The sequence below is a fragment of the Heyndrickxia coagulans DSM 1 = ATCC 7050 genome (assembly GCF_000290615.1).
In the GTDB taxonomy this organism is placed as follows: domain Bacteria; phylum Bacillota; class Bacilli; order Bacillales; family Bacillaceae_C; genus Weizmannia; species Weizmannia coagulans.
Window position 1 is genome coordinate 64,137 of the sequence record NZ_ALAS01000205.1, and the last position, 23,414, is coordinate 87,550.

The window sequence follows — 23,414 nt, forward strand, 5'->3', positions numbered from 1 at the left end:
GGGAAAGCAGCCTGATGCCGGATGGAATAAATTAGCGTTCACCCTTGATATAAGGGACACCGTCCGCTTTCGGGGCTTCCGCACGCCCGATGAACCCGGCAAGTGCCAGAATGGTCAGGACATACGGCGCAATGAGCAAATAAACGTTCGGAATTTCTTTCAAATACGGAATGCTGTTGCCGACGATGCTGAGGCTCTGCGCAAATCCGAAAAATAAAGCGGCCCCCATCGCGCCAAGCGGATTCCATTTGCCGAAAATCATCGCAGCGAGCGCCATATACCCTTGCCCTGAAATCGTCGAGGAACTGAAATTCAGGGTAATCGACTGCGCGTACACGGCCCCGCCGATCCCGCCGAATACACCGGATAAAAAGACGGCAAAGTAACGCATTTTTACAACATTGATGCCCATCGTATCGGCCGCCATCGGATGTTCTCCGACCGAGCGGAGGCGCAGGCCGAACGGCGTTTTATAAAGGATAAACCAGACGAGAATCGCAATCAGAATGGCGATGTACGAAGGGTATGTGATCCCCTGGAAAAACAGTTTGCCGATCCCGGGAATATGGCTGAGGCCGGGAACATCCACCTGTTGGAAATATTCGCTGATCGTATTGGTCTGGCCTTTTCCGTAAATGTTTTTGATGAGAAACATGGCGACGCCGAGCGCAAGAAAGTTGATCGCGACGCCGCTGACTGTCTGGTCGGCGCGGAAAGAAATGGATGCAGCCGCATGGATCAGGGCAAATAATCCGCCGACAAGCATCGCCACCAGCACCGCGATCCACGGCGTCCAGGCGCCCAGGGCATGCGAAAACGTTAAGTTAAAGACAATCGATATAAAAGCCCCCATGATCATTAGCCCTTCAAGGCCGATGTTCACCACGCCGGAACGTTCGGAGAAAACGCCTCCCAAAGCAGTAAAAATAAGTGGCGCTGCAGATAGTAAAGATGCCGAAATCATGATTTCCAAAGCGGTCATGAAATGCATTTTATTTCGCCTCCCTTTTCAAACGGGCCAGAGACCATTTGATGATATAGCCGGATGCGACAAAAAGAATAATCAAAGCAATGACAATGTTGACCAGCTCATTCGGCACATTGGCATCGACCGGCATGTTCAGCGAGCCGACTTTTAAAGCACCGAATAAAACAGCTGCGATCAAAACGCCGGGCGCCGTATTCCCGCCGAGCAGTGCCACCGCAATGCCGTCAAACCCGATGCCGGAGAAAGAAGATTGCAAAAAGGCAAAGCCGTAATTCCCGAGCCCCTCCATTGCGCCGCCGAGCCCGGCAAAAGCGCCGGAGATGACCATGGAAAGGATAATGCTGCGATTCACACTCATGCCGGCGTATTCGGATGCGCTCTGGTTAAACCCGACCGATTTCAGTTCAAAGCCGAGCGTGGTCTTTTCAATGATAAACCACATCACCACAACAGCAACCAAAGCAAGGTAAATGCCATTGTGCAAGGTGGAAAAGTCGGTAATCTTCTGAAAAAAAGGAGACGAAAGGGATGCCGAATGATGAATATGCGGTGTCGTATCCTGCTGCTTTGAAAGCACATTCCGGATTAAATAGTTGGATGTGTGCAGCGCAATATAATTCATCATAATGGTCACAATGACTTCGTGCACCCTGAGCCGCGCTTTCAAAAGGCCGGGAATGAATCCCCAAAATGCCCCGGCGCAGCAGGCGGCAAGTATTGCGAGCGGCAAGTGGATTACTTTTGGCAGATCAAAAGCAACGCCGACCCAGACAGCCGCAATCCATCCGACGATCAGCTGGCCTTCAGCCCCGATATTAAACAACCCGGTCCGGAATGCAAATGCAATCGCAAGCCCCGTAAAAATATAGGGCGTTGCAAGCCGCAGCGTTTCGCCGACGTAAAAAACCTGGCCGAAAGCGCCGTTCCAGAGTGCAATATATCCATTCACCGGGTTATAGCCGCTGACAAGCATAATCAATGCGCCTGCCAAAAGGCCGAGAATGACAGACACGACAGGGATCAGAAGGTTCAATGTTCGGTTAGACATTGGTTTGTTCACCTTCCCTTTCTTTTTTGGAACCGGCCATCAAGAGCCCAAGCTCCTGTTCTGTCGTCTGCTTCGGATCGACAATATCAATGATGGCCCCTTCGTAGATGACGGCAATCCGGTCACTTAAGTTCATAATTTCATCCAGTTCAAACGATACAAGCAGGACAGCCTTTCCGTGGTCCCGCTGTTCAATCAGCCGCCTGTGGATAAACTCAATTGCCCCGACATCAAGCCCGCGGGTCGGCTGTGCCGCAATCAAAAGATCCGGATCGCGGTCCACTTCACGCCCGATGATCGCTTTCTGCTGGTTTCCCCCTGAGAGCGCCCGCGCTTTTGTAAATTCGCTCGGGGTGCGCACATCGAATTCTGCAATGATCGATTTTGCCTTTTTATAAATTTCTTTGTAATTTAAGATGCCGTTACGGGACATCGGCTTTTTGTAATACGTTTGCAGCACCATGTTTTCCCCGATCGTATAATCGAGTACAAGCCCGTATTTATGCCTGTCCTCGGGAATATGGGCGACGCCCGCTTCCGTTACTTTGCGCGGCCTTAAGTTCGTAATGTTTTTGCCGTTCAGGCGGACTGTGCCGCTGTCCGCTTTTCTGAGCCCTGTAATCGCTTCAATCAGCTCTGACTGCCCATTACCGTCCACACCGGCAATGCCGACAATTTCACCGGCTCTGACGGTTAAATCCAGCCCTCTGACCGCTTCCACCCCGCGTGAATCTTTCACATGCAGTTGCTCGATTTCAAGCACATTTTGCCCCGGGTGGCCCTCCGTTTTTTCCGTCTTGAAAAGAACATCCCGCCCGACCATTAAATGGGCGAGTTCCTGCGGGTTTGTATCTTGGACATTAAGCGTCCCGATGCCCTTCCCTTTGCGGATGACGGTGACCCGGTCGCATACTTCCATAATTTCTTTCAATTTGTGGGTAATTAAAATGATGGATTTTCCTTCTCGGATTAGCGTCTTCATAATGCCGATCAGTTCATGGATCTCCTGCGGCGTAAGCACGGCCGTCGGTTCGTCAAAAATAAGGATTTCTGCGCCCCGGTACAGCGTTTTTAAAATTTCCACCCGCTGCTGCATGCCGACGGAAATATCTGAAATTTTCGCTTGCGGATCCACATCCAGCCCGTAACGGTCGGAAATTTCACGGACTTGCTGTTCCGCTTTTTTGACATCGATGGTAACGGATTTTTTCGGTTCCTTGCCGAGTATAATATTTTCAGTCACCGTAAACTTATCAATGAGCATAAAATGCTGATGAACCATGCCGATGCCGAGATCATTTGCCACATTCGGATCTGTAATGTTCACTTTCTGGCCGTTTACACGGATTTCTCCCTTTTCCGGCTGATACAGCCCGAAAAGTACATTCATTAACGTCGACTTTCCGGCGCCGTTTTCTCCAAGCAGCGCGTGGATTTCTCCTTTTTTTACCTGCAGGGTGATGTCATCGTTCGCAACAATTCCCGGAAATTCTTTGCGAATATGGAGCATTTCAATTACGTAATCCACCCTTTATCACTCCTTACCATTGGGGTCTAAAGAAAGCAATCGTCATGGCGTCTTCAGACGGCAGCTTCGGGGAATCCGCCCTGCCTTTGTGGATGGCTAAAATTGTTTCATTTCTTAAACATTTTTAACACGGGACCGGCAAAAACCAGTCCCGTGAGATGGATCGATTATTTTAATTTTGACGGAATGTTTACTTTCCCGTTTATGATCTTTTGTTTCCAGTCTTTCACGGCCGATTTCATTTCAGGCGTTAAATTGTCCTGTGTCGGCGCAATCCCGATGGCATCTTCTTTCAAGCCGTAAACAATGTTTTTCCCGCCCGGAAATTTGCCGTCTTTCGCTTTGGTCGATAAATCGATGACTGCCTTATCAACCCGTTTGACCATTGAAGTCAGTGTTACATTGTATTCCTTTCCTTTAACCGTTACCTTTCCTTCATCTGCCTGGTCGCGGTCCACACCGATGACCCAGACGTTTTTGTTTGGATCATTCTGTTTAATATTTTTCGCTTCTGTAAAGACGCCTTTCCCGCTGCCGCCGGCTGCATGGTAAATCACGTCGATGCCGGATTTATACATTGCTGAAGCCATCGACTGCCCTTTGCTTGCATCATCAAACGAGCCGACATACTGGATTTGCACATTTGCTTTCGGATTAGCAGCTTTGACGCCCGCACGGAACCCGGCTGCGAATTTATTGATCAAATCGCTGTCTGTCCCGCCGATAAATCCGATTTTATTGGTTTTTGTCGCCATACCTGCCACGACCCCGACAAGGAAGGAACCTTCTTGTTCTTTAAACGTAATGCTCGCCACATTTTTCTTTCCGGTAATGACATCGTCAATGATTGCGAAATTGGTATTTTTACGCTGATCCGCAATTTTTTCAATGGCCGGCTTCAGCTTGTAGCCGACACCGTAAACGAGGTCAAACTGTTTCCGGACGGCCGTGTTCAGATTCGTTGTGTAATCTGCATCCGATTTGGATTGCAGATAGTCAAAGCCGTCTTTGCCTTTTGACAAGTGATTGTCCTTCCCGAACTGCTGCAGGCCTTCCCATGCCGACTGGTTAAAAGAACGATCGTCAATTCCGCCCGTATCGGTTACGAGTGCAACGGTAAACTTGTCCTTACCTTTGCTGCCGGAATTGTCGCTCTTTGTGCCGCATGCGCCGAGAAGCGTCCCTGCTGCCAGGACAGCGGCAAGAGCCAAACCAAATTTACGCTTTTTCACTTTTGTTCCCCCCGGGAAAGTTATTTTTGGATAACGGCTTTTCAAAAGAAACCGAATCCAGCTTACCGACATAAATATATCATTTTTTAATTGCGAAAGAAACATAAATTTATATTTTTGTCGAAAATAGTAAAAACTGCGCGCACCGCGGCGTTTTGCGGCCGCTGCGGTGCGCGCAGGCTTTTTCTTTGGCGTACTACGAGCTCTGTTCTTCCGACGGTTTCGGGATCAAAACCGCACGCGGCTTGCTGCCTTCATACGGCCCGACAACCCCTCTTGCTTCCATTGCATCAATTAGCCGCGCCGCCCTTGTATAGCCAATCCGGAAACGGCGCTGCAACATGGAGACGGAAGCAGTCTGCATTTCCGAGATTAAGAGAACTGCTTCATCATATAATTCGTCGTCGAAATCCGGCTGGTCCTGGGGCTCTTCCGGAATCATCTCTTCCTGGTACTGGGCTTTTTGCTGGGAAATGACGAAATCAACGACTTCTTCCACTTCTTCATCGGAAAGATAAGCGCCCTGGACGCGGACCGGTTTGGAAGCCCCGACCGGCAAAAACAGCATGTCCCCCCGGCCAAGCAGTTTTTCCGCGCCGCCCGTATCCAAAATCGTTCTCGAGTCAGTCGCCGAAGATACGGCAAAAGCGATTCTTGACGGGATGTTGGCTTTAATGACACCGGTAATGACATCAACGGACGGCCGCTGCGTGGCAATGATCAGATGAATGCCTGCCGCCCGCGCCATTTGCGACAGCCGCGTAATGGAATCTTCCACATCGCCGCTTGCCACCATCATTAAATCGGCAAGCTCATCAATAATGACAACGATATAAGGCAAAAGCGGCTGCTTGTCCCCTGTTTCGATATTGCTTTTTTTAATATGGTCGTTGTATCCTTCGATATTGCGCGTGCCGGTATGGGAAAAAAGCTCATACCTCCGTTCCATCTCATTCACGACTTTTTTCAGCGCCTGGGAAGCTTTTTTCGGATTGGTCACAACCGGCGCAAGCAAATGCGGGACACCGTTATAAACATTCAATTCGACCATTTTCGGGTCAATCATCATCATTTTCACTTCATGCGGTTTGGCGCGCATTAAGATGCTCGTAATGATGCCGTTAATGCACACGCTTTTCCCGCTCCCCGTTGCGCCGGCCACAAGCAGGTGGGGCATTTTATTCAGCTCCGCGAGCACTGCCTGCCCTGTAATATCCCGGCCAAGCCCGATCTGCAGTTTTGCCTGCGGGTTATTTTCCTTTCCTTCGAGCACTTCCCTGAGCGATACGACCGCGATTTCCTTATTCGGGACTTCGATGCCGATCGCTGATTTCCCCGGGATCGGCGCTTCCATCCGGATATCTTTCGCCGCCAGCGCAAGGGCAATGTCGTCACTTAAACTGACAATCTTGCTGACTTTCACGCCGACATCGGGGTGCACTTCGTATTTTGTAACGGCAGGCCCTAAATGCACCTGTGTCACACGTGCCTTGACCCCGAAGCTTTGGAAAGTCCGTTCGAGTTTTGCCGCATTGGCATGGATCGCTTTATATTCGCTGCTCTGGTCCGCTGCCCGCGGCCTTTTTAACAGCGTCAGGGGCGGCAATTGATAATCTTCATTTTCATATTCCGTAAACTGGATCGGAGGCGTATGGTCCTCTTCCGCTTCTGTATCCGGCGTTTCCGGCTGCGCCTCTTCCGCTTGCGGAGCCGCGCCGGCATATTGCTCCGTAAAGCTGGAAATAATCGGGGGAGGCGTTTCCCCGCTTGCCGGCCCGGCATCCCCGTCATGGCCTTCCCCATCTGCGGAGGCGGATTGCGGCTGCAACGGCGCTTTCTGCCGTTTCTTTTCCTGTTTTTCTTTTTTGGCTTCCCGCCATGCCCCAAACTCTGTTTTCATCTGGTTCCATTGCTTTTTTAAAAACAGCCAGAGCCCTTCCAGTGCCTTATCCACATACGGGCTTACGGGCTTGCCCGTTAAAAGCATCAGGGCGATGAGCGCGAGTAAAACGCAAATGATTTTCGTACCCGCCGAGTCAAATAAAAAATGGGAAGCCGCATATAAAACCGCACCTGCCATGCCGCCGCCGATCTGCGTGTTGAAAATATTGCCGTGCACATCCCCGCCGAGCACAAGCTTCCACCAGATCTGCTCCTCCTGATGCCAGATCCTGATCGTATTGACGACCGCACTGTTGCCGGACAGTTCATGCGCTTTTGCCAATGACCCGATAAGCCGCTCATGGCAGTAAAGGAGGGCGCTCGCAAATAAAAGATAAAATCCGGTCATGCGGACAGTGAAAAATGCAGGCCATGCCCGTTTGATCATGAGAAACACGCTGAGCACGACCAGAGAGGCAACCGCAACCCAGTACAGCCGGCCGAAGAAAAACCGGAAGAACAGAATCAGGGTTGTGCCCGTTTTGCCGATATGGTAAAGGGTAAAAATGCTGAGCGTAAGCAGGATAATACCGAGCAACTCAAACTTTAAATCTATCTTAATTTGTTCAGCAGCTTTTTTTCTTCTGCGCCGCTTTTTTTTCGCCATATAACCACCTTCGATAGTGAAAACGTATTTTTCAGCTTTGCCTGCCGGAACAGGATGCAAGAAAGCAGCCTGTGTGGCTGCTTGTTTTAACATATTATAGCATATTTGCGGCCCGGGTGGTTTACGGCCCGAAATGGCGGATCACATTTCCGGGTGCAAGCTCCGGGTTCAGATAGTCAAAAGGATTGGAGCTGAGAATACGGGTAATCCGGTATCCTTCATCAAGCTGCTCCGCCAGTACCGGCACGCCTTTTACGTTTAACATTTCAATTTTATTCCAGGCGTTTGCATCTTCAGGAAAAATCAGCTCCTGCGGCATCATCGTGTAGAGAATCATTGGATCAGCCCCTCTTTCCCTTTTTCATCCCGGTATTTTTCAATGAGGCTGTTTAATTTGCCAAGCGCTTTGCCAATCCCGCCCACTTCATCAATCAGACCGTACTCAACGGCTTCTTGGCCAACAATATTGGTGCCGATATCCCTTGTCAAATTCCCTTTCGCAAACATTAAGTCTTTAAAAACCTCTTCTTCTACATGCGAATGCCGTGTCACAAACTTGATCACCCGTTCCTGCATTTTATCCAGATATTCAAATGTTTGCGGGACGCCAATGACAAGGCCTGTGAGCCGGATCGGGTGAATCGTCATCGTCGCGGTTTCAGCAATAAAGGAATACGAACAGGATACAGCGATCGGCACGCCGATAGAATGCCCCCCGCCGAGCACAATCGAAACAGTGGGTTTGGAAAGGGATGCAAGCATTTCGGAAATGGCAAGCCCGGCTTCCACATCCCCTCCGACCGTGTTCAGAATGACGAGCACCCCTTCAATTTTCGGATTTTGTTCAATCGCGACAAGCTGGGGGATCATATGCTCATACTTTGTCGTTTTATTTTGGGGCGGCAGCTGCAGATGCCCTTCAATCTGGCCGACGATGGCCAGGCAGTGGATATTGGAGTCCTGCGCGAGCTGCGGCACATTTGTTTGGCCGAGCTGCTGGATTTTCTCTACAAGCGCGGATGCCGCATTTCCTTCTTTCGGTTCTTCTTTATTCGGTTGCTGTTCGCTCATTTTTCTAAAACCCCTTTTGCCTGTAATGTAAGGGCTTAATGCCTTTACGCCTTATTATTTGCACGGAAGGGGTTTTCATACGGAAGCCCCGCGGTTTCCGGAACCGGAAGCGGGGCTTTGCCTTGCATTTTTAATGGTGCACCAGGCGGGCCTTGTGCCACAAAGAGGGCGGGCACGCGGGAACCCCCGCCCCGCCCTCTGTCCGGCATGGGCATCAAACTTCCATAATAATTGGCAGGATCATCGGGTGCCTTTTCGTCTGCTCATATAAAAAGGAGCTGAGATGGTCGCGGATCCCCTGTTTAATACTCGTCCAGTCAAAAGCATCTTGTGACGTGTTCTGTTCCACCACTTCTTTTACGATGTTGGATGAATGGCTGATCAACTTTTCGGATTCGCGGACATAGACAAACCCGCGCGAGATAATTTCAGGACCGGCAGCCAGTTTTTTATGCTTTTTATCAAGCGTGACGACGACAACCAATATTCCGTCCTGGCTTAAAAGTTTGCGGTCCCGCAACACAATATTGCCGACATCGCCAACGCCGATTCCGTCAATGAGAATATTGCCGGAAGCAACCCGGCCGCTCGCCTGGAATTTGCCGTGCTTGTATTCCAATACTTCCCCGTTGCTTGAGATGATGACCGATTCTTTCGGCATCCCCGTTTTGTACGCCAGTTTTGCATGGGCATACAGGCTCCTGTATTCCCCCTGGATCGGGACAAAGTATTTTGGCCTCATTAAATCAAGCATCAGCTTTAAATCTTCCTGGCAGCCGTGGCCGGTCACGTGGATTTTCCGGTTGCCCGCGTAAACATCGGCTCCTGCACGGTAAAGCATGTCAATCGTTTTCGCCATGAACAGTTCCAGCCCCGGAGACGGCGTTGTGGCAAGGATGACCGTATCCCCTTTTTGAATATTGACCTGCTTATGGTTCTTTTTCGCCATTTTTTGAAGGACGAGAAACGGTTCCCCCTGACTCCCTGTTGTCAAAATCGCCAGTTCTTCGTCCCGGTATTTTGAAATTTGCTGCAGTGGGATAATGAGGTCATCTGTCCGGGCCTGCAAGTATCCCAATTTTAATGCGATTTTAAATACTTTTTCAAGATAATTTCCGACAAACGCAACTTTGCGGCCGGTAGTAGAAGCCGCATCGAGCACTTGCTGCACTCTGATTAAGTTCGAGGCAAAGCTCGCGATAATAATCCGGCCCTTTGCATCGTAGAAAGCATCCGTAATTTCTTCCGCCACAACAGACTCATGGGTCGTATATCCCGGATGTTCCGCTTCCGTGCTGTCGGATAGTAACAGGAGCACGCCTTCTTCGCCGATTTTTGACATTTTTCCGATTTCCGAACGATAATGCCCGCCCATTTCCTGGTCAAATTTAAAATCGCCGGTATACACAATATTGCCTTCCGATGTGGAAATGCAAATGCCGATCGAGTCGGGAATGCTGTGTGTTGTTTTGAAAAAGTAAATATCTGCAGCATCAAAATGGAGAACCGTATCGGCATCAATTTCCTTAAAGCGGATATGCTTTTTCACTTTTAGTTCCTTCAATTTTTCTTTCGCCAGCGCGATGGTAAACTTTGTGGCAAACACCGGCACGTTGAGTTTCATCAGGATATATGGCAGGGCGCCGATCGCGTCCTCATGCCCGTGTGTCAGGAAAATTCCCTTTATCCGCTGCCTGTTTTCCATTAAATAAGTAAAATCCGGGATGACAATATCGATCCCGAGCATTTCGTCTTCCGGCAGCATCAGCCCGGCATCAAGCACAAACAGGTCTTCTCCGGTTTCCACAACGTACATATTCTTTCCGATTTCACCAATTCCTCCTAAAGGAATGACCTTAATGGTTTCGTTTTTTTCCTTACGCAAAATTCTTTTCCTCCTGTGTTGTTTGAAATTCTAGAGCAGGAATCACGTTTCTTTTTGATAGATCGCAAGGGGTTGCCGGATTCCATCCGATACGGCCTTACGCATATCCAAGTTCCCGGCATAAAAAATAAGCGGCCGGCTCTTCCGCCGCATCCCTTTTAAAACGCCATGCCTGGCACCAGGCGCCCGCACGTCCACTTGCACCGTCCCGGTTCTATCGAAAAAGACTTTCCGAGCCTGTAAAAATAAATTGCTGTCCGTTCCTTTCTCTTATGTATAGCTTAACCGAAAAGGGTATATCCGGTCAATGAAGAGAGCGTGATATTTCCATCGACAAATGCTGCCTATTTCCGCCAATCTGCTGTTTGCCAGCAGATTGGCGGGAGAGGGCCTGCTTTTTTTCCCTGGAGCCGGCATGGGGGCTTTCTTCAAAACCCGCTTAAGCAAAAAAACGACCCTGTCCGTTTTTCCGGAAGGGCCGTTTTTTTGCTTAAAGATCGCCAAGCAGGTGGTGAATGGTTTCCCGTTCTTCTTTTGTTAACGGAACGAGTGGGAGGCGGACGCCGCCGGCATCCATCCCTTTTAATTGCAAAGCGGTTTTGACCGGTGCCGGATTAGGCGCCATAAACAAACCGCGCATTAATGGAAGCAGCTTTTGGTGCAGCCTTGCCGCTTTTGTTACATCCCCGGCAAAAAAGGCTTGCACCATTTCCTGTATGGCCGGGCCGGCAACATGGGAAGCAACCGAAATCACACCCGCCCCGCCGATTGAAAGCACGGGAATCGTCAGGCCGTCATCCCCGCAGTATAATTCAAAATCATCCGGCGTACGGGCAATGATTTGCGCCATCGCATCCAAATTCCCGCTTGCTTCTTTTACCGCAACAATATTCGGGATTTTGGAAAGTTCGATGATCGTTTCCGGTTCAATATTGACAGCCGACCGGCCCGGGATATTATAAATGACAACCGGGAGGCTGGTGGATTCCGCAATCGCTTTGAAATGGGCGTACATGCCGGCCTGGTTCGGTTTGTTGTAATACGGGCCGACAGCCATGACGGCATCAACGCCGCATGATTCCGCACGCTTCGTCAATTCGATCGAAGCATACGTGTTATTGCTCCCTGTTCCAGCAATGACCGGCACCCGCCCGTTTGACGTTTTCACAACCTGCTTGAACAGCGCGGTTTTTTCTTCAGGCGAAAGTGTCGGGGATTCCCCCGTTGTTCCCGCAACGACCAAAGATTCTGTCCCGTTTTCAATTAAATAATCAACCAGCTTTGCCACCTTTTGCAAATCTAGATTCCCTTTATGGTCAAAAGGCGTCACCATTGCCGTTGAAACTTTTCCGAAACGACTCATACTTACACTCCTCATCCTGCCGGGTTTTGCAAGATGAAAAATAAAAACACCCGGCAGAAAATCTTTCATTTTTTACGCATGAATATCATACGTTTCCGTTTCGCTTTCTAAACTAAAGGCATCATGAAGGGCATTGACCGCTGTAACGAGATCTTCCTGCTTCACCAGCACCCAGATGGTCGTGTGGCTGTCAGCAGACTGTAAAATCCGGATCCCTTTTTCGGAAAGCGCCGACACGATTTTATACGTAATGCCCGGCACGCCCGCAATCCCGGCACCGACAATTGATACTTTGGCGCAGTTCCGTTCAATTGCCGGTTCATGCCCCAGTTTTTTCAGCACTGCTTCAGCCCGGTTTGCCACTTCTCCGGAAACCGTGTAGACAACGCTTGTCGGGGAAATATTGATAAAATCGACACTGATATTTTCAGCTGCCATCGCTTTAAACACAACCGTCTGCAAATCATACTGCCCGTCTTTTGCATATACTTTGATCTGCGAAACATTCGGTACATGCGCAATCCCGGTAACGGTGCGTTCTTTTATATCGGTCCCGAGTTTCTGGCGGTGGCTTAAAGATGTGACAAGCGTACCGATATCGTCGGAATAAGTGGACCGGATGCGGATTGGCACTTTTGACTGCATCGCGATTTCAACGGCGCGCGGGTGGATCACTTTTGCGCCCTGGTAAGCCATATTGCAGACCTCGTTATACGTGACCACCTGAAGCTTCCGCGCATTTTCGGCAATCCGCGGGTCAGCTGTCATGATGCCTTCCACATCGGTAAAAATATCAATCCACTCCGCTTGAAGCGCAGCACCGAGCGCTGCAGCGGATGTGTCGCTGCCCCCGCGCCCGAGCGTGGTTACGTCCCCGTTTTTTGCGGCCCCCTGAAATCCTGCAACCACGACAACATCGTGCAGTTTCAGTTCACGCAGGACGCGGTCGCACTTCATGTCCGTAATTTTCGCATTGGTATGCTCCGCGTTCGTGCGGAAACCGGCTTGCGCGCCGGTCAGGGCGCAAGCGCTGATGCCGTGCGCGTTTAACATATTGGCAAACACAAGGCTGGAGATAATTTCGCCGGTTGACAACAGCAAATCCTGCTCTCGTCTGTTTAAACAGGTTTCGGACCCGCCAACGAGCGACAGGAGCGTATCGGTTGCATACGGTTCCCCTTTGCGGCCCATCGCCGAAACGACGGCAACCACCTTATAGCCTTCTTCCAGTGCTTTTTCTACATGATGTTTGGCATGCATTCTTGCATCATGATCCCGTACGGATGTGCCGCCAAATTTTTGGACAACGATTTTCAATGAAGAACACCTCTGTTATAAACTGATAAATAAGAACAGTGATTCCGGTAACGAGCGGGCTTTGCCGGCCGGTTTTTTGCCAAAGCCATGTTTAAAGGGCCGGCCGTTTTTAAACCGTTCCCTTCCCGGCCGGAAAAAGCCGCGGCATATTTTTTGGCATACGTGTCCATAAAATATATCGGGAAATGGAACCCTCTCCGATTACCGGATTCCGGCATAAACTTCGCTTTCCCTATATCTTATCACCAATATTGCAAAAAGGTCAGCCTAAATTGCCCCCCAATCAGATGAGCCCCATCCTAATCAGGCTTTCCGCAATCTGGATGGAATTTGAGGCAGCGCCTTTCAGCAAATTATCGGAAACAACCCACATATGGAATCCGTTGTCTTCATCCGGGTCTTTGCGGATCCGCCCGACAAAAGTGTCATACTTGCCGACCGCATTGACAGCCATCGGGTAAATCTGTTCTTCGGGGCGATCTTCCAGCACAACACCGGGCGCAGACGCGAGCACTTCCCGGATCTGACCGGCACTTGTGCCGCCCTTTTCGGTTTCAAAATAAACAGATTCCGAGTGGCCGGTTGCAACAGGAATCCGGACGCATGTGGCGGAAACTTTTAATTCCGGCATATGCATGATTTTTTTCGTTTCATTGATCATTTTCATTTCTTCAAATGTAAAGCCGTTGTCCGTAAACACATCGATTTGCGGGATGGCATTAAACGCAATCTGGTAATGCTTCTTGTCGCCCTTTACCGGCAGTACCTGCGGCTCGTAAGCCCGCCCTTCAATGAGCGCCTTCGTCTCGTCGTTCAGCTCCCGGATGGCAGCCGCGCCCGAACCGGAGACAGCCTGGTATGTGGAAACGAGCACCCGCTTCAGGCCGAAATTTTTGCGGACGGGTTCCAACGCAACAACCATCTGGATCGTCGAACAGTTCGGATTGGCGATAATGCCGTTATGTTTTTGAATGTCTTCTTCGTTTACTTCCGGGACCACAAGCGGCACTTCCGGGTCCATGCGGAAGGCGCTCGTATTATCGATTACAATTGCCCCGCGTTTCACCGCTTCCGGCGCAAACTTTTTCGACACGCCCCCGCCTGCGCTGAAAAGGGCGATATCCACGCCTTCAAAGCTTTCCGGCACCGCTTCCCGGACCGTGATTTCTTCCCCGTTTACCGTTATTTTTTTGCCGGCGGAACGCGAAGATGACAGCAGCGTCAATTTGTTATACGGAAATTTGCGGTTTACCAAAGTTTTAATCATTTGCTGGCCGACAGCGCCGGTTGCCCCGACAACGGCTACGTGATAACCTGATGTGTTTGCCATTGGCGTATTCCCCTTCCAATTCCAAAACCAAATTCATTTTTATAGCTATTATTGTATCACAAGTCTTCCGGCACCGTGTGTATTTTTTAAATTTTAAATCGTTTTCAAGGCGATTTTCCGTCGCGGAAACGTTCGACAATGACAGGCTGGATTTGTTTCCCCTCGAGTGCAAGCGAAACCGTATCGGCAAGGGCAGTCATTCTCGCCACCATTGAATTTGGTTTGTTGTCCGGGTCGTCCTGCCCGTACGGAATAAAATAAATATTTTTTGTTGCCATCAGCCGCATCAAATTCACGCCGTTTAATCCGAGCGCATCATTGGTCGAAATGCCGAGCACAACCGGTTTCAAATTGCGGAGCGTCGCTTTGGCGGCCATCAGCACCGGGGAATCCGTGAGCGCGTTCGCCAGTTTGCTCATCGTAAATCCGGTCAGGGGCGCAATCACCATGCAGTCGAGCGGGAGGGTTGGCCCGAGCGGCTCGGCCTCGACAATCGAATCAATCGCTTTTTGCCCGGTGCATTTTTCAATTTTTTCCACCCATTCTGAGCCTTTTCCGAATCTTGTATCCGTCGTTTTCACCGTGTGCGTGACCACCGGGATAACTTCCGCCCCCAATGCCACAAGCTTTTCGATTTCAGGAAAAACGGCCGCATAAGTGCAATGGGAGCCGGTTAAGCCGAAGCCGATTCTTTTTCCCTTTACATCCATGGCGATGACCCCTTTCTTTTTAAAACGTCTTCTTCAATCAGCCGGCCGAGCACATTCCCGAGTATCCGCCCGGCTGTTTTCGGCGCGACAATGCCAGGCAGGCTCGGCGCCAGCATTGCTTTAATGCCGCGCTTTTCGGCATACCGGAAATCCGTTCCGCCCGGTTTGGAAGCAATATCCAGAATGAGCGTATGCGAAGGCATCTTTTGGATAACGGATGCGTTCACAATCAGGTGCGGAACCGTATTAATGCAGATGTCAATGTCTTTTACTTCCTGTTCAAGATCGTTTAAATGAAAAGGCACAAGTCCCATCTCCGTTATCCTCGCAAGATGTTCGCTTTTTCTCGCGCCGACTTTCACCTTCGCGCCGAGATGGCGGAAAGCCCGGGCAACGCTCATTCCCACCCTGCCAAGGCCGAGGACGGCAACATTTGAGCCGTGAATCGTAAATTCCGTGTTCTGAATGACCATCATGATCGTTCCTTCGACGGTCGGAATCGAATTATAGATTGCCACATCGTCCCGCTCGAATAGTTTCACAAGGCGGCGGCCCGCTTTTTTAGCAATTTGTTCCAAATACGGATTGCTGATGCCGGTATAGATCGTAAAATAAGGCGGCGTTTCAGCCAGCATATCACCGGTCAGCACAACTTCTTCGTTCGAAAAAATCAAATCGATTTTCCCGTCGTCCGCTGTCCCGGTAATCGGCAAAATGACGCAATCCATTTCCGAAAACCGGATATCTTTAAATTTTTCTTTCGTGACGCCGGAATACACAAAATCGAGCTGTTCAAATCCGATCAATGAAATTTTCGCATCGAGATCCGCAAGTTTCCGGATCACTTCCAGCTGGCGTGCATCTCCGCCTATGATGGCAATTTGGACGCCGGTCAACAAATGCCTCACCTTCTTTTCCATGTGCATGGGGGATTCCCCATATCTTATGGCGGCAGCATGTTTTTTGTGAAAAAAGGCAAAGAAAAATGCCGGGGCACCCGGCATGCTTCTTTGCCTTTTTAATAGCTGTACTGGTTTTCAGGCACTTCCAAAATCATCATATCGGCACCAATCGTTCTGATCCGGTTCCACGGGACACGGATCTCGTTCGCCTGTTTTTTAAACCGCCTTCCGACCGGGATGATCAGGGCCTCCACTTTTCCGCTCGCTTCATCAATTTCAAGGTCCGTGGAGCCCAATACCCCGAGCCGTTCCGCTTTTTTAAAATCAACCATTTCTTTTCCGCTGAGTTCGCTGAGCCGCATATTCCCCCTTCTTTCTCTCATGGACTGATTCCATTTTATGCGGGGGATGGAAAAGATATGCCGTTTTTAAGACAACCGCTCCGGCAATTTTCCGTCCGGGCTGATTAAAGAGGCCGAATACGGTTTGGAGAAAATCTCCCGCGCACAGGCATTGACTTTTTCCACGGTGACGCGGTCGATTTCCTCGAGCATTTCATCAAGCGAACGGTGCTTCTTTAACAGCAGTTCGTTCTTTCCGTTCCGGCTCATGCGGCTGTTTGTGCTCTCCAGGCTGAGCATGAGGCTCCCTTTTAACTGTTCTTTGCAGATTCGCACTTCTTTTTCTGTTACCCCTTTTGCTTTCAACGTCTGCAGCGTCTCCTGTACCGTCTCAAACAGCTCGTCCAATTGGGAGGCGCCCGTTCCGCCGTAAATCGTTAAAATGCCGCTGTCCTTATAGGCGGTATGGTAGGAATACACCGAATATGCAAGCCCCCGCTGTTCCCGCACATTTTGGAAAAGGCGGGAGGACATGCTGCCGCCTAATATATTATTCAGGACAATCAGCTCATAAATATCGTCACTGCCGATTTTCTTCCCCTCAAATCCGAGGCAGAGATGGGCCTGTTCTGTTTCTTTTTTGCGTGCAAGGTCATTCGTATGAAAAACGGCCGTTTCGCCGCCCGTCTCTGCCTTCCCGCCTTCATAGGAGCCGAACAAGGCTTCAATCTCCCTTACGAAAGACGGCGGCACATTGCCGGCAACGGAGACGACAACGCGGTCAGGGGTATACATATCATATACATACTGATGGAGATCGTCGCTCGTAAACGATGCAAGCGTTTCTTCCGTCCCTAAAATCGGATAGCCGAGCGGATGGTTTTCATAAATGGCCTTGCCAAGCAAATCGTGGACAATATCGTCCGGCGTATCTTCATACATTTTGATTTCTTCATTGACAACGCTTTTTTCCCGTTCCATTTCTTCTTCTGAAAAAGTGGAGTGGAAAAACATGTCCGACAGAATGTCAAGCGCGAGCGGCGCGTGCGTGTCGAGCACTTTCGCATAAAAGCATGTATATTCTTTCGACGTAAAAGCATTCACCCGGCCGCCAATGGCATCAAAGGCCTCGGCAATGTCTTTTGCGCTCCTTTTTTCTGTCCCTTTGAAAAACATATGCTCAAGAAAATGGGAAATGCCGTTGTTTTTTTCATTTTCATTTCTCGAACCGGTGCCGATCCAAATGCCGATCGCAACCGAACGGACAGTTGGAATTTCTTCCAGTACAATCCTTAAGCCGTTATTGCAAGTATATTTTTGTATCATGTTGTGCCTCCTCGAAAGTCTCATTTCACTCTGTGCCGTCTTTTGTATCAGCGGGATCCTTTTCGCTGTCTAAAAACGTTCCGTCCTCATTTTTAATGATTCTTTCCTCATCGAGCAATTTTGTAACGGTCCCGATTTGTAAATTTTTCTTTTCCAGCTTGACAATCAACGGTTCCAATGCTTTTGCTGTGGAAGCGGTCGGATGCATTAAAATAAGCGAACCGCCCTGTGCTTTTGCGATTACGCGCTCTACAATCGCCCCTGGGGAGGGGTTTTGCCAGTCGACCGTATCGACCGTCCACATGATCGTTTCCATTCCCATTGATTTTGCGATGCTTACCGCTTCATCCCGGTAACTGCCGCTCGGCGGGGCAAACCACTTCACTTTTTCTTCCGTAATCGCTTCAAGCACCCGGTTTGTCTTCACCAGCTGGCTTTTGATCTTTGATTCCGGCAAAGTGCTAAAATCGGGGTGGGTATAGGAATGGTTCCCGGTTTCATGCCCGCCGCTTATAATCATGCGGGCAAGCTCAGGGTTTTCTTTTGCCCATCGCCCCTCTAAGAAAAAGGTAGCATGAAGATGATGTTTTTTTAAAGTTTTTAGCATATCCGGCAAATATTCATTTCCCCATGCGACATTGATTAAAAAAGCAACCATTGGTTTATCGGGATTTCCCGTATAGACAGGGGCCGGATCCAGATCTCCAAGGTGGACGGCAGGGGGAATTTGTTTAAACACCAGTTTGCGTTCGTCGTAACGGCCGTCCTGTTTCATTTTCAAGTAAGAAGCTTTTTGATCCACTTCCACCCCATTGTAGCCGGGGACCGCCTTCCAAACCCTGTCAATCCGGGCATTTTCCGGCGGGCGGTAAAATCGTTTTGCAGCCTGTTCAATTTTTTCCTGAAGCTCGTTCTCTTGTGTGCTAAAAGCGGCCCGCTCCCTTAAATACCGGGCGGAAAGCGGATTTCCCGCAAGCAACAATGCTAGAATAGCAATCAAGCCAAGCGCAATCAAGCGTTTTGCTTTATTCACGTTATTTTCCCCCTTCTTTAAAAAAAGTATGAAATGGGGAAGGGGCATAGAACGGGCACGCGGGACAAATAAAAAAAGCCAGGGCTCCCTGACTTTCATCACGATTTATTTTCTTTTTTTTGCTGCTCCTTTAAAACGGCTTTGCGGGAAAGGTTGATGCGCCCGTGGCTGTCAATATCCGTCACCTTGACCAGAATTTCATCGCCGATCTTGACAACATCTTCGACTTTCCGGACGCGTTCTTCGGCGAGCTCGGAAATGTGGACGAGGCCGTCTTTGCCGTTAAAGATTTCCACAAAAGCGCCGAATTTTTCGATCCGTTTGACTTTGCCGAGGTAAACCTTGCCGACTTCGACTTCCCGGACGATATCTTCAATCAATTGCTTCGCTTTGTTGTTTGCGTCTTCGTCCGTCGAAGAAATAAAGATGGTGCCGTCCTGTTCAATGTCAATTTTCACGCCGGTTTCGTCAATGATTTTATTGATTTGTTTGCCGCTTGGCCCGATGACGTCGCGGATTTTATCCGGATGGATTGTCATGGTTAAAATCTTCGGCGCATAAACGGACAAATGGTCGCGTGTTTTCGAAATCGTCGACATCATATGGTCGAGAATCTGCATTCTGCCCTTTCTCGCCTGCTGCAGCGCCTCTTCCAGTATCTCCCTCGACAGCCCTGCAATTTTAATATCCATTTGCAGCGCGGTGACGCCTTTGGATGTGCCGGCCACTTTAAAGTCCATATCGCCGAGATGGTCTTCCATGCCCTGGATATCGGTTAAAATCGTATAATGTTCACCGGATTTCACAAGTCCCATCGCAATCCCGGCAACCGGCGCTTTAATCGGAATGCCGGCATCCATCATCGCAAGGGTGGAAGCGCAAATGCTTGCCTGTGAAGTGGATCCGTTCGATTCCAGCACCTCGGATACAAGTCGGATCGTGTACGGAAATTCTTTTTCATCCGGAATGACCGGTTCCAGCGCACGCTCGCCCAGTGCCCCGTGCCCGATTTCGCGGCGGCCCGGCCCTCTCATCGGCCCGGTTTCCCCGACGCTGAACGAAGGGAAATTGTAATGGTGCATAAACCGTTTCGACTCTTCAATGCCGAGCCCGTCCAAAATTTGCACATCGCCTAAAGCGCCTAACGTACAAATGCTTAAAGCCTGTGTTTGCCCGCGAGTAAACAACCCGGAACCGTGCGTGCGTGGCAAAACCCCGACTTCGGAGGAGAGCGGCCGGATTTCATCGATTTTGCGGCCGTCCGGGCGGATTTTATCGACTGTAATCAGCTTGCGGACTTCTTCTTTTTCAATATCGTGCAAAATTTGTTTAACCTGCTTGACCGTTTCTTCATCGGCTTCTTCCGCTTCAAACCGGGTGAGCACTTCATCGCCCACTTCTCTGATCGCTTCTTCGCGCGCTTTCTTTTCATGGACCTGGATGGCTTCGATCATCTCATCCCGGCACATGCCGCTGACTTTTTCCACCAGTTCTTCGTCGAGTTCAAACAATTCGACAGCCATTTTCTCTTTCCCGATTTCAGCCACAATTTTTTCCTGGAAAGCAATCAGGCGCTTGATTTCCTCATGCCCGAACATAATCGCTTCAAGCATCACTTCTTCCGGCACTTCTTTCGCGCCCGCTTCGACCATATTAATGGCGTCTTTTGTGCCTGCGACGGTTAAATGGATATCGCTTTTTTCCATCTGTTCCACAGTCGGGTTAATGAGGAACTTGCCGTCCACCCTTCCGACGATGACGCCGGCAATCGGGCCTTCAAACGGAATATCGGAGACGGAAAGCGCAAGCGAAGACCCGAGCATTGCTGCCATTTCCGGCGTGCAGTCCTGGTCGACGCTCATGACCATGCTGACGACCTGCACTTCATTGCGGAAGCCGTCGGCAAAGAGCGGGCGGATCGGCCTGTCAATCAGCCGGCTTGACAAAATGGCTTTTTCGCTCGGGCGCCCTTCTCTTTTGATAAAACCGCCCGGAATTTTCCCGACAGCGTAAAGCCGTTCCTCATAATTTACGGTCAGTGGAAAAAAGTCCACATTTTTCGGTTCTTTAGAAGCGGTTGCTGTACTGAGGACAGCCGTTTCGCCGTAACGGACGAGCGCAGCACCGTTTGCCTGTTTTGCGAGCTGACCGATTTCCACGGTGAGCGGGCGGCCGGCCCAATCTATCGTATAGGTATGTTTATCCTGTACCATACAGATCAAAATCTCCTTTCTTTTTGCATATATTGTTTCACATTCATGAAAAGATAAGCGCGGGTAATGATTCAAAAACGAACCAACCGTTTGCTATGTATGTACAAGCCGCGCCGGGGCAGTACGGGAAACCCGGCGGCAATTTGAAATACATCTGTCCCAAAATTTGAGGGAGGAAAAACACATTGCAAAAAAGCGGGAATACTCCCGCTTTTTGCATTCTGCATTTTTTTATCGGCGCAAGCCCAGCCGGTTAATCAATTCACGGTAACGATGCACATCTTTATTGCGCAGATAGGTCAACAAATTACGCCGTTTCCCTACCATTTTCATCAAGCCGCGGCGTGAATGGTGGTCTTTTTTATGGACACGCAAATGATCGTTCAATTTGTTGATTTCTTCTGTCAATACAGCAATTTGCACTTCCGGAGAACCGGTATCGTTCTCGTGGATTTTAAATTGGTTGATGATTTCATTTTTACGTTCTTTTGAAATCGCCATCCTGTTCACCTCCTCTGTTTCCTATCCCCTGTTGCCGAGCAGGCGTCGGTGAGTCGCGCTGCCAAGCACAGGTTCCGGTACTGTAATAGAATACTACTTTTTCGCATAAAACTCAAGTGGCAGTTCCCTGTTTTTCAAAGTAACGCCTTGCCGCCGTTTCATCCCGTTTCATTTCTTCAATCAAGTCCTCAACGCGGGCGAACTTTTTCTCTTCGCGGATGCGCGCAAGCCATTTGACAACTACTTCTTCCCCGTAAATGGTGTCGGAAAAATCAAGCAGATACACTTCTGTCGTTTTTTCATATTCTTCCGGATTTTTAAACGTAGGATTGTAGCCGACGCTGCATAAGCCGTTATGCCATGTATCTGCGACTTTCATTTGCACAATGTATACCCCGTTCGGCGGCAGCATATACGGCGCGGTGAGCTGTAGATTTGCCGTCGGGAATCCGAGCTGCCGGCCCCGTTTTTCGCCATGGACGACGATGCCTTTGATCTCGTAATCGCGCCCGAGCAGCGGCTTCACTTCCCCGACTTTTCCTTCCCTGATTTTTGACCGGATCAGGGTGGAGCTGACTTTTTCCCCGGTATTTTCAAGGGCCAGTTTTTCGATCACCGTAATCCCGAACCTGCCGTTTGCATATTCAGGGAGATTCTCCATATTGCCTTTCCCAAATTTGCCGTATGTATAATCGAAACCGGCAACAACATGTTTCACGCCGAGTGCGGCCAGATACTGGTCGACAAATTGCTGCGGCAAAAGAGATGCAAAACGGGAGGTAAAACGGACGACAAACAGGTAATCGACGCCCAGTTTTTCGATTAGCTTGATCTTGTCTTCAAGCGGTGTAATCAGTTCAATGCCATCCTTTTTCTTTCCCAGTACAACGGAAGGATGGGGTTCAAATGTCATGACGGCACTCTTCCATCCGTTTTTTTCAGCGATCCCGCGGGCTGTTTTGATCACTTTCTGATGCCCGAGATGGATGCCGTCAAAATAACCCAATGCGATGGCAAGCGGCGGAAAATCGCCGGGCTTAAAGGAATGGGGATGATGGACCGTTATAGTTTTCAAAATTTCTCACCTTTTCCCTTTTACAAATTGAAGCAGCCGCCTTCCCGTTTTATACCCGGAAGGCTTTTTACAACACTTTCGCCGGTTTGATAAAGCCGGGCCGGCCGGGATACGCCACGTATACCGCGAGCATTTTTCCGCGGAAAAAGACAGCAAGCCTGTCTCCCGTTTCCGGCCAAGTCTCCGGTTTTTTCAACACGGCACCGTTCTTTACTTTCTCTGCTAATGTATCACTAATTTCCCATTTCGGCAAATGGCGGATCCCGGCCTCCAGCGGGAAGAGCAGGCTTTCCTTGATGCCTGTTTCCACGGCTTTTTCGATCTCCTGAAATGTGGCGCATTGTTCCTTTGAAAAACCGCCGGCTTCCGTTCTTGTAAGATTGGACATATGTGCGGGATAGCCGAGCTTTTCCCCGATCATAACAGCAAGCGTGCGGATATACGTCCCTTTGCTGCATGAAGCGCGGAAACGGAACGATACAACCGGCCCTTCAAAACACTCCCGCCCGTCCAATAGTTCAAGGCTGTAGATTTCCACATCCCTTTTAGGGCGTTCCACTTCGATGCCCGCCCGCGCATATTCATACAGCCTTCTCCCGTTCACTTTGACGGCGGAAAACATCGGCGGGATTTGGGTAATATGCCCGGTAAGCGAAGCGAGTGCGGCTAAAATTTCTTCCCGGCTGATCGGACGGCCAATTTCTTTTTTTTCAATGATGTCGCCGGAAGCATCCTCTGTCGTCGTTGAAACCCCGATCGTTGCTTCGCCTTCGTAAGTTTTGCCGGCATCCTGAAGATATTCGGCAATCTTTGTCGCACGCCCGATGCAAACCGGGAGCACCCCTTCCACATCCGGATCAAGCGTGCCGGTATGGCCTGCTTTTTTTGTGCCGAAAAGCTTCCGGATTTTAAAAACACAGTCATGGGAGGTCATCCCCGCCGGTTTCCAGAGCGGTAAAATACCATCCATGGCGCCACTTCCTTTCGCAAATCCAATAAAATC

The 23,414-nt window shown here is 49.8% G+C and carries 20 protein-coding genes; all 20 read right to left on the reverse strand.

Annotated features, from left to right (window positions below; translation table 11 throughout):
- Positions 1–31 precede the first annotated feature (31 nt).
- The 20 genes from IC21_RS10570 to truB all read right to left on the reverse strand — a co-directional run bounded on the left by IC21_RS10570 (position 32) and on the right by truB (position 23,381).
- Complete coding sequence (locus IC21_RS10570) at positions 32–991, reverse strand: ABC transporter permease (RefSeq protein ID WP_029141544.1); 960 nt, start codon at positions 989–991, stop codon at positions 32–34.
- 1 nt (position 992) lies between these two features.
- Entirely contained in the window at positions 993–2,036 is a 1,044-nt protein-coding gene (locus IC21_RS10575) for an ABC transporter permease (RefSeq protein ID WP_029141545.1), read from the reverse strand.
- The gene (locus tag IC21_RS10580) at positions 2,029–3,564 is read right to left on the reverse strand and encodes an ABC transporter ATP-binding protein (RefSeq protein ID WP_029141546.1); all 1,536 of its coding nucleotides are present in this window, start codon (positions 3,562–3,564) and stop codon (positions 2,029–2,031) included. The genes IC21_RS10575 and IC21_RS10580 overlap by 8 nt, the downstream gene beginning before the upstream one ends.
- 167 nt (positions 3,565–3,731) lie before the next feature.
- Positions 3,732–4,796: a BMP family lipoprotein gene (locus IC21_RS10585; protein ID WP_029141547.1), complete on the reverse strand. Its 1,065-nt coding sequence runs from the start codon at positions 4,794–4,796 to the stop codon at positions 3,732–3,734.
- Positions 4,797–4,992: 196 nt separating this feature from the next.
- Positions 4,993–7,344, reverse strand: a complete 2,352-nt coding sequence (locus IC21_RS10590) for a DNA translocase FtsK (protein WP_029141548.1) — start codon at positions 7,342–7,344, stop codon at positions 4,993–4,995.
- A gap of 121 nt (positions 7,345–7,465) precedes the next feature.
- Positions 7,466–7,681, reverse strand: coding sequence for a YlzJ-like family protein (locus IC21_RS10595; protein WP_013859150.1), 216 nt, complete (start codon positions 7,679–7,681; stop codon positions 7,466–7,468).
- Positions 7,678–8,415, reverse strand: a complete 738-nt coding sequence (locus IC21_RS10600; RefSeq protein ID WP_029141549.1) for a ClpP family protease — start codon at positions 8,413–8,415, stop codon at positions 7,678–7,680. Before IC21_RS10600 ends, IC21_RS10595 begins: the two co-directional genes overlap by 4 nt.
- A gap of 214 nt (positions 8,416–8,629) precedes the next feature.
- Positions 8,630–10,300: a ribonuclease J gene (locus tag IC21_RS10605; RefSeq protein ID WP_029141550.1), complete on the reverse strand. Its 1,671-nt coding sequence runs from the start codon at positions 10,298–10,300 to the stop codon at positions 8,630–8,632.
- A gap of 490 nt (positions 10,301–10,790) precedes the next feature.
- On the reverse strand, positions 10,791–11,663 hold the full coding sequence (gene dapA, locus IC21_RS10610; RefSeq protein WP_019721112.1) for a 4-hydroxy-tetrahydrodipicolinate synthase: 873 nt from the start codon (positions 11,661–11,663) through the stop codon (positions 10,791–10,793).
- A 72-nt stretch (positions 11,664–11,735) separates the two neighbouring features.
- Complete coding sequence (gene dapG / locus IC21_RS10615; protein WP_013859146.1) at positions 11,736–12,980, reverse strand: aspartate kinase; 1,245 nt, start codon at positions 12,978–12,980, stop codon at positions 11,736–11,738.
- Between the two features lie 283 nt (positions 12,981–13,263).
- The gene (locus IC21_RS10625) at positions 13,264–14,310 is read right to left on the reverse strand and encodes an aspartate-semialdehyde dehydrogenase (protein ID WP_013859145.1); all 1,047 of its coding nucleotides are present in this window, start codon (positions 14,308–14,310) and stop codon (positions 13,264–13,266) included.
- Positions 14,311–14,414: 104 nt separating this feature from the next.
- A complete protein-coding gene (locus tag IC21_RS10630) occupies positions 14,415–15,020 on the reverse strand; it encodes a dipicolinate synthase subunit B (protein WP_013859144.1) in 606 nt (201 codons plus the stop codon).
- A complete protein-coding gene (gene dpaA, locus IC21_RS10635) occupies positions 15,011–15,946 on the reverse strand; it encodes a dipicolinic acid synthetase subunit A (RefSeq protein WP_257677537.1) in 936 nt (311 codons plus the stop codon). The genes IC21_RS10630 and dpaA overlap by 10 nt, the downstream gene beginning before the upstream one ends.
- A gap of 92 nt (positions 15,947–16,038) precedes the next feature.
- Positions 16,039–16,284, reverse strand: a complete 246-nt coding sequence (locus IC21_RS10640) for a YlmC/YmxH family sporulation protein (RefSeq protein WP_017554506.1) — start codon at positions 16,282–16,284, stop codon at positions 16,039–16,041.
- Positions 16,285–16,350: 66 nt separating this feature from the next.
- On the reverse strand, positions 16,351–17,589 hold the full coding sequence (locus tag IC21_RS10645) for a M16 family metallopeptidase (protein ID WP_029141552.1): 1,239 nt from the start codon (positions 17,587–17,589) through the stop codon (positions 16,351–16,353).
- A 25-nt stretch (positions 17,590–17,614) separates the two neighbouring features.
- Positions 17,615–18,721 carry a polysaccharide deacetylase family protein gene (locus tag IC21_RS10650; protein WP_029141553.1) on the reverse strand — a complete coding sequence of 369 codons (1,107 nt, stop codon included), beginning with the start codon at positions 18,719–18,721 and terminating at the stop codon, positions 17,615–17,617.
- The gene (pnp, locus tag IC21_RS10655) at positions 18,721–20,835 is read right to left on the reverse strand and encodes a polyribonucleotide nucleotidyltransferase (RefSeq protein ID WP_029141554.1); all 2,115 of its coding nucleotides are present in this window, start codon (positions 20,833–20,835) and stop codon (positions 18,721–18,723) included. The genes IC21_RS10650 and pnp overlap by 1 nt, the downstream gene beginning before the upstream one ends.
- Before the next feature lie 231 nt (positions 20,836–21,066).
- Positions 21,067–21,336 (reverse strand): 30S ribosomal protein S15, encoded by a 270-nt coding sequence (rpsO, locus tag IC21_RS10660; RefSeq protein ID WP_017554502.1) that lies wholly within the window; start codon positions 21,334–21,336, stop codon positions 21,067–21,069.
- A gap of 112 nt (positions 21,337–21,448) precedes the next feature.
- Positions 21,449–22,411 carry a bifunctional riboflavin kinase/FAD synthetase gene (gene ribF, locus IC21_RS10665; protein ID WP_019721110.1) on the reverse strand — a complete coding sequence of 321 codons (963 nt, stop codon included), beginning with the start codon at positions 22,409–22,411 and terminating at the stop codon, positions 21,449–21,451.
- Positions 22,412–22,478: 67 nt separating this feature from the next.
- A complete protein-coding gene (gene truB / locus IC21_RS10670) occupies positions 22,479–23,381 on the reverse strand; it encodes a tRNA pseudouridine(55) synthase TruB (RefSeq protein WP_013859136.1) in 903 nt (300 codons plus the stop codon).
- Between the last annotated feature and the right edge of the window lie 33 nt (positions 23,382–23,414).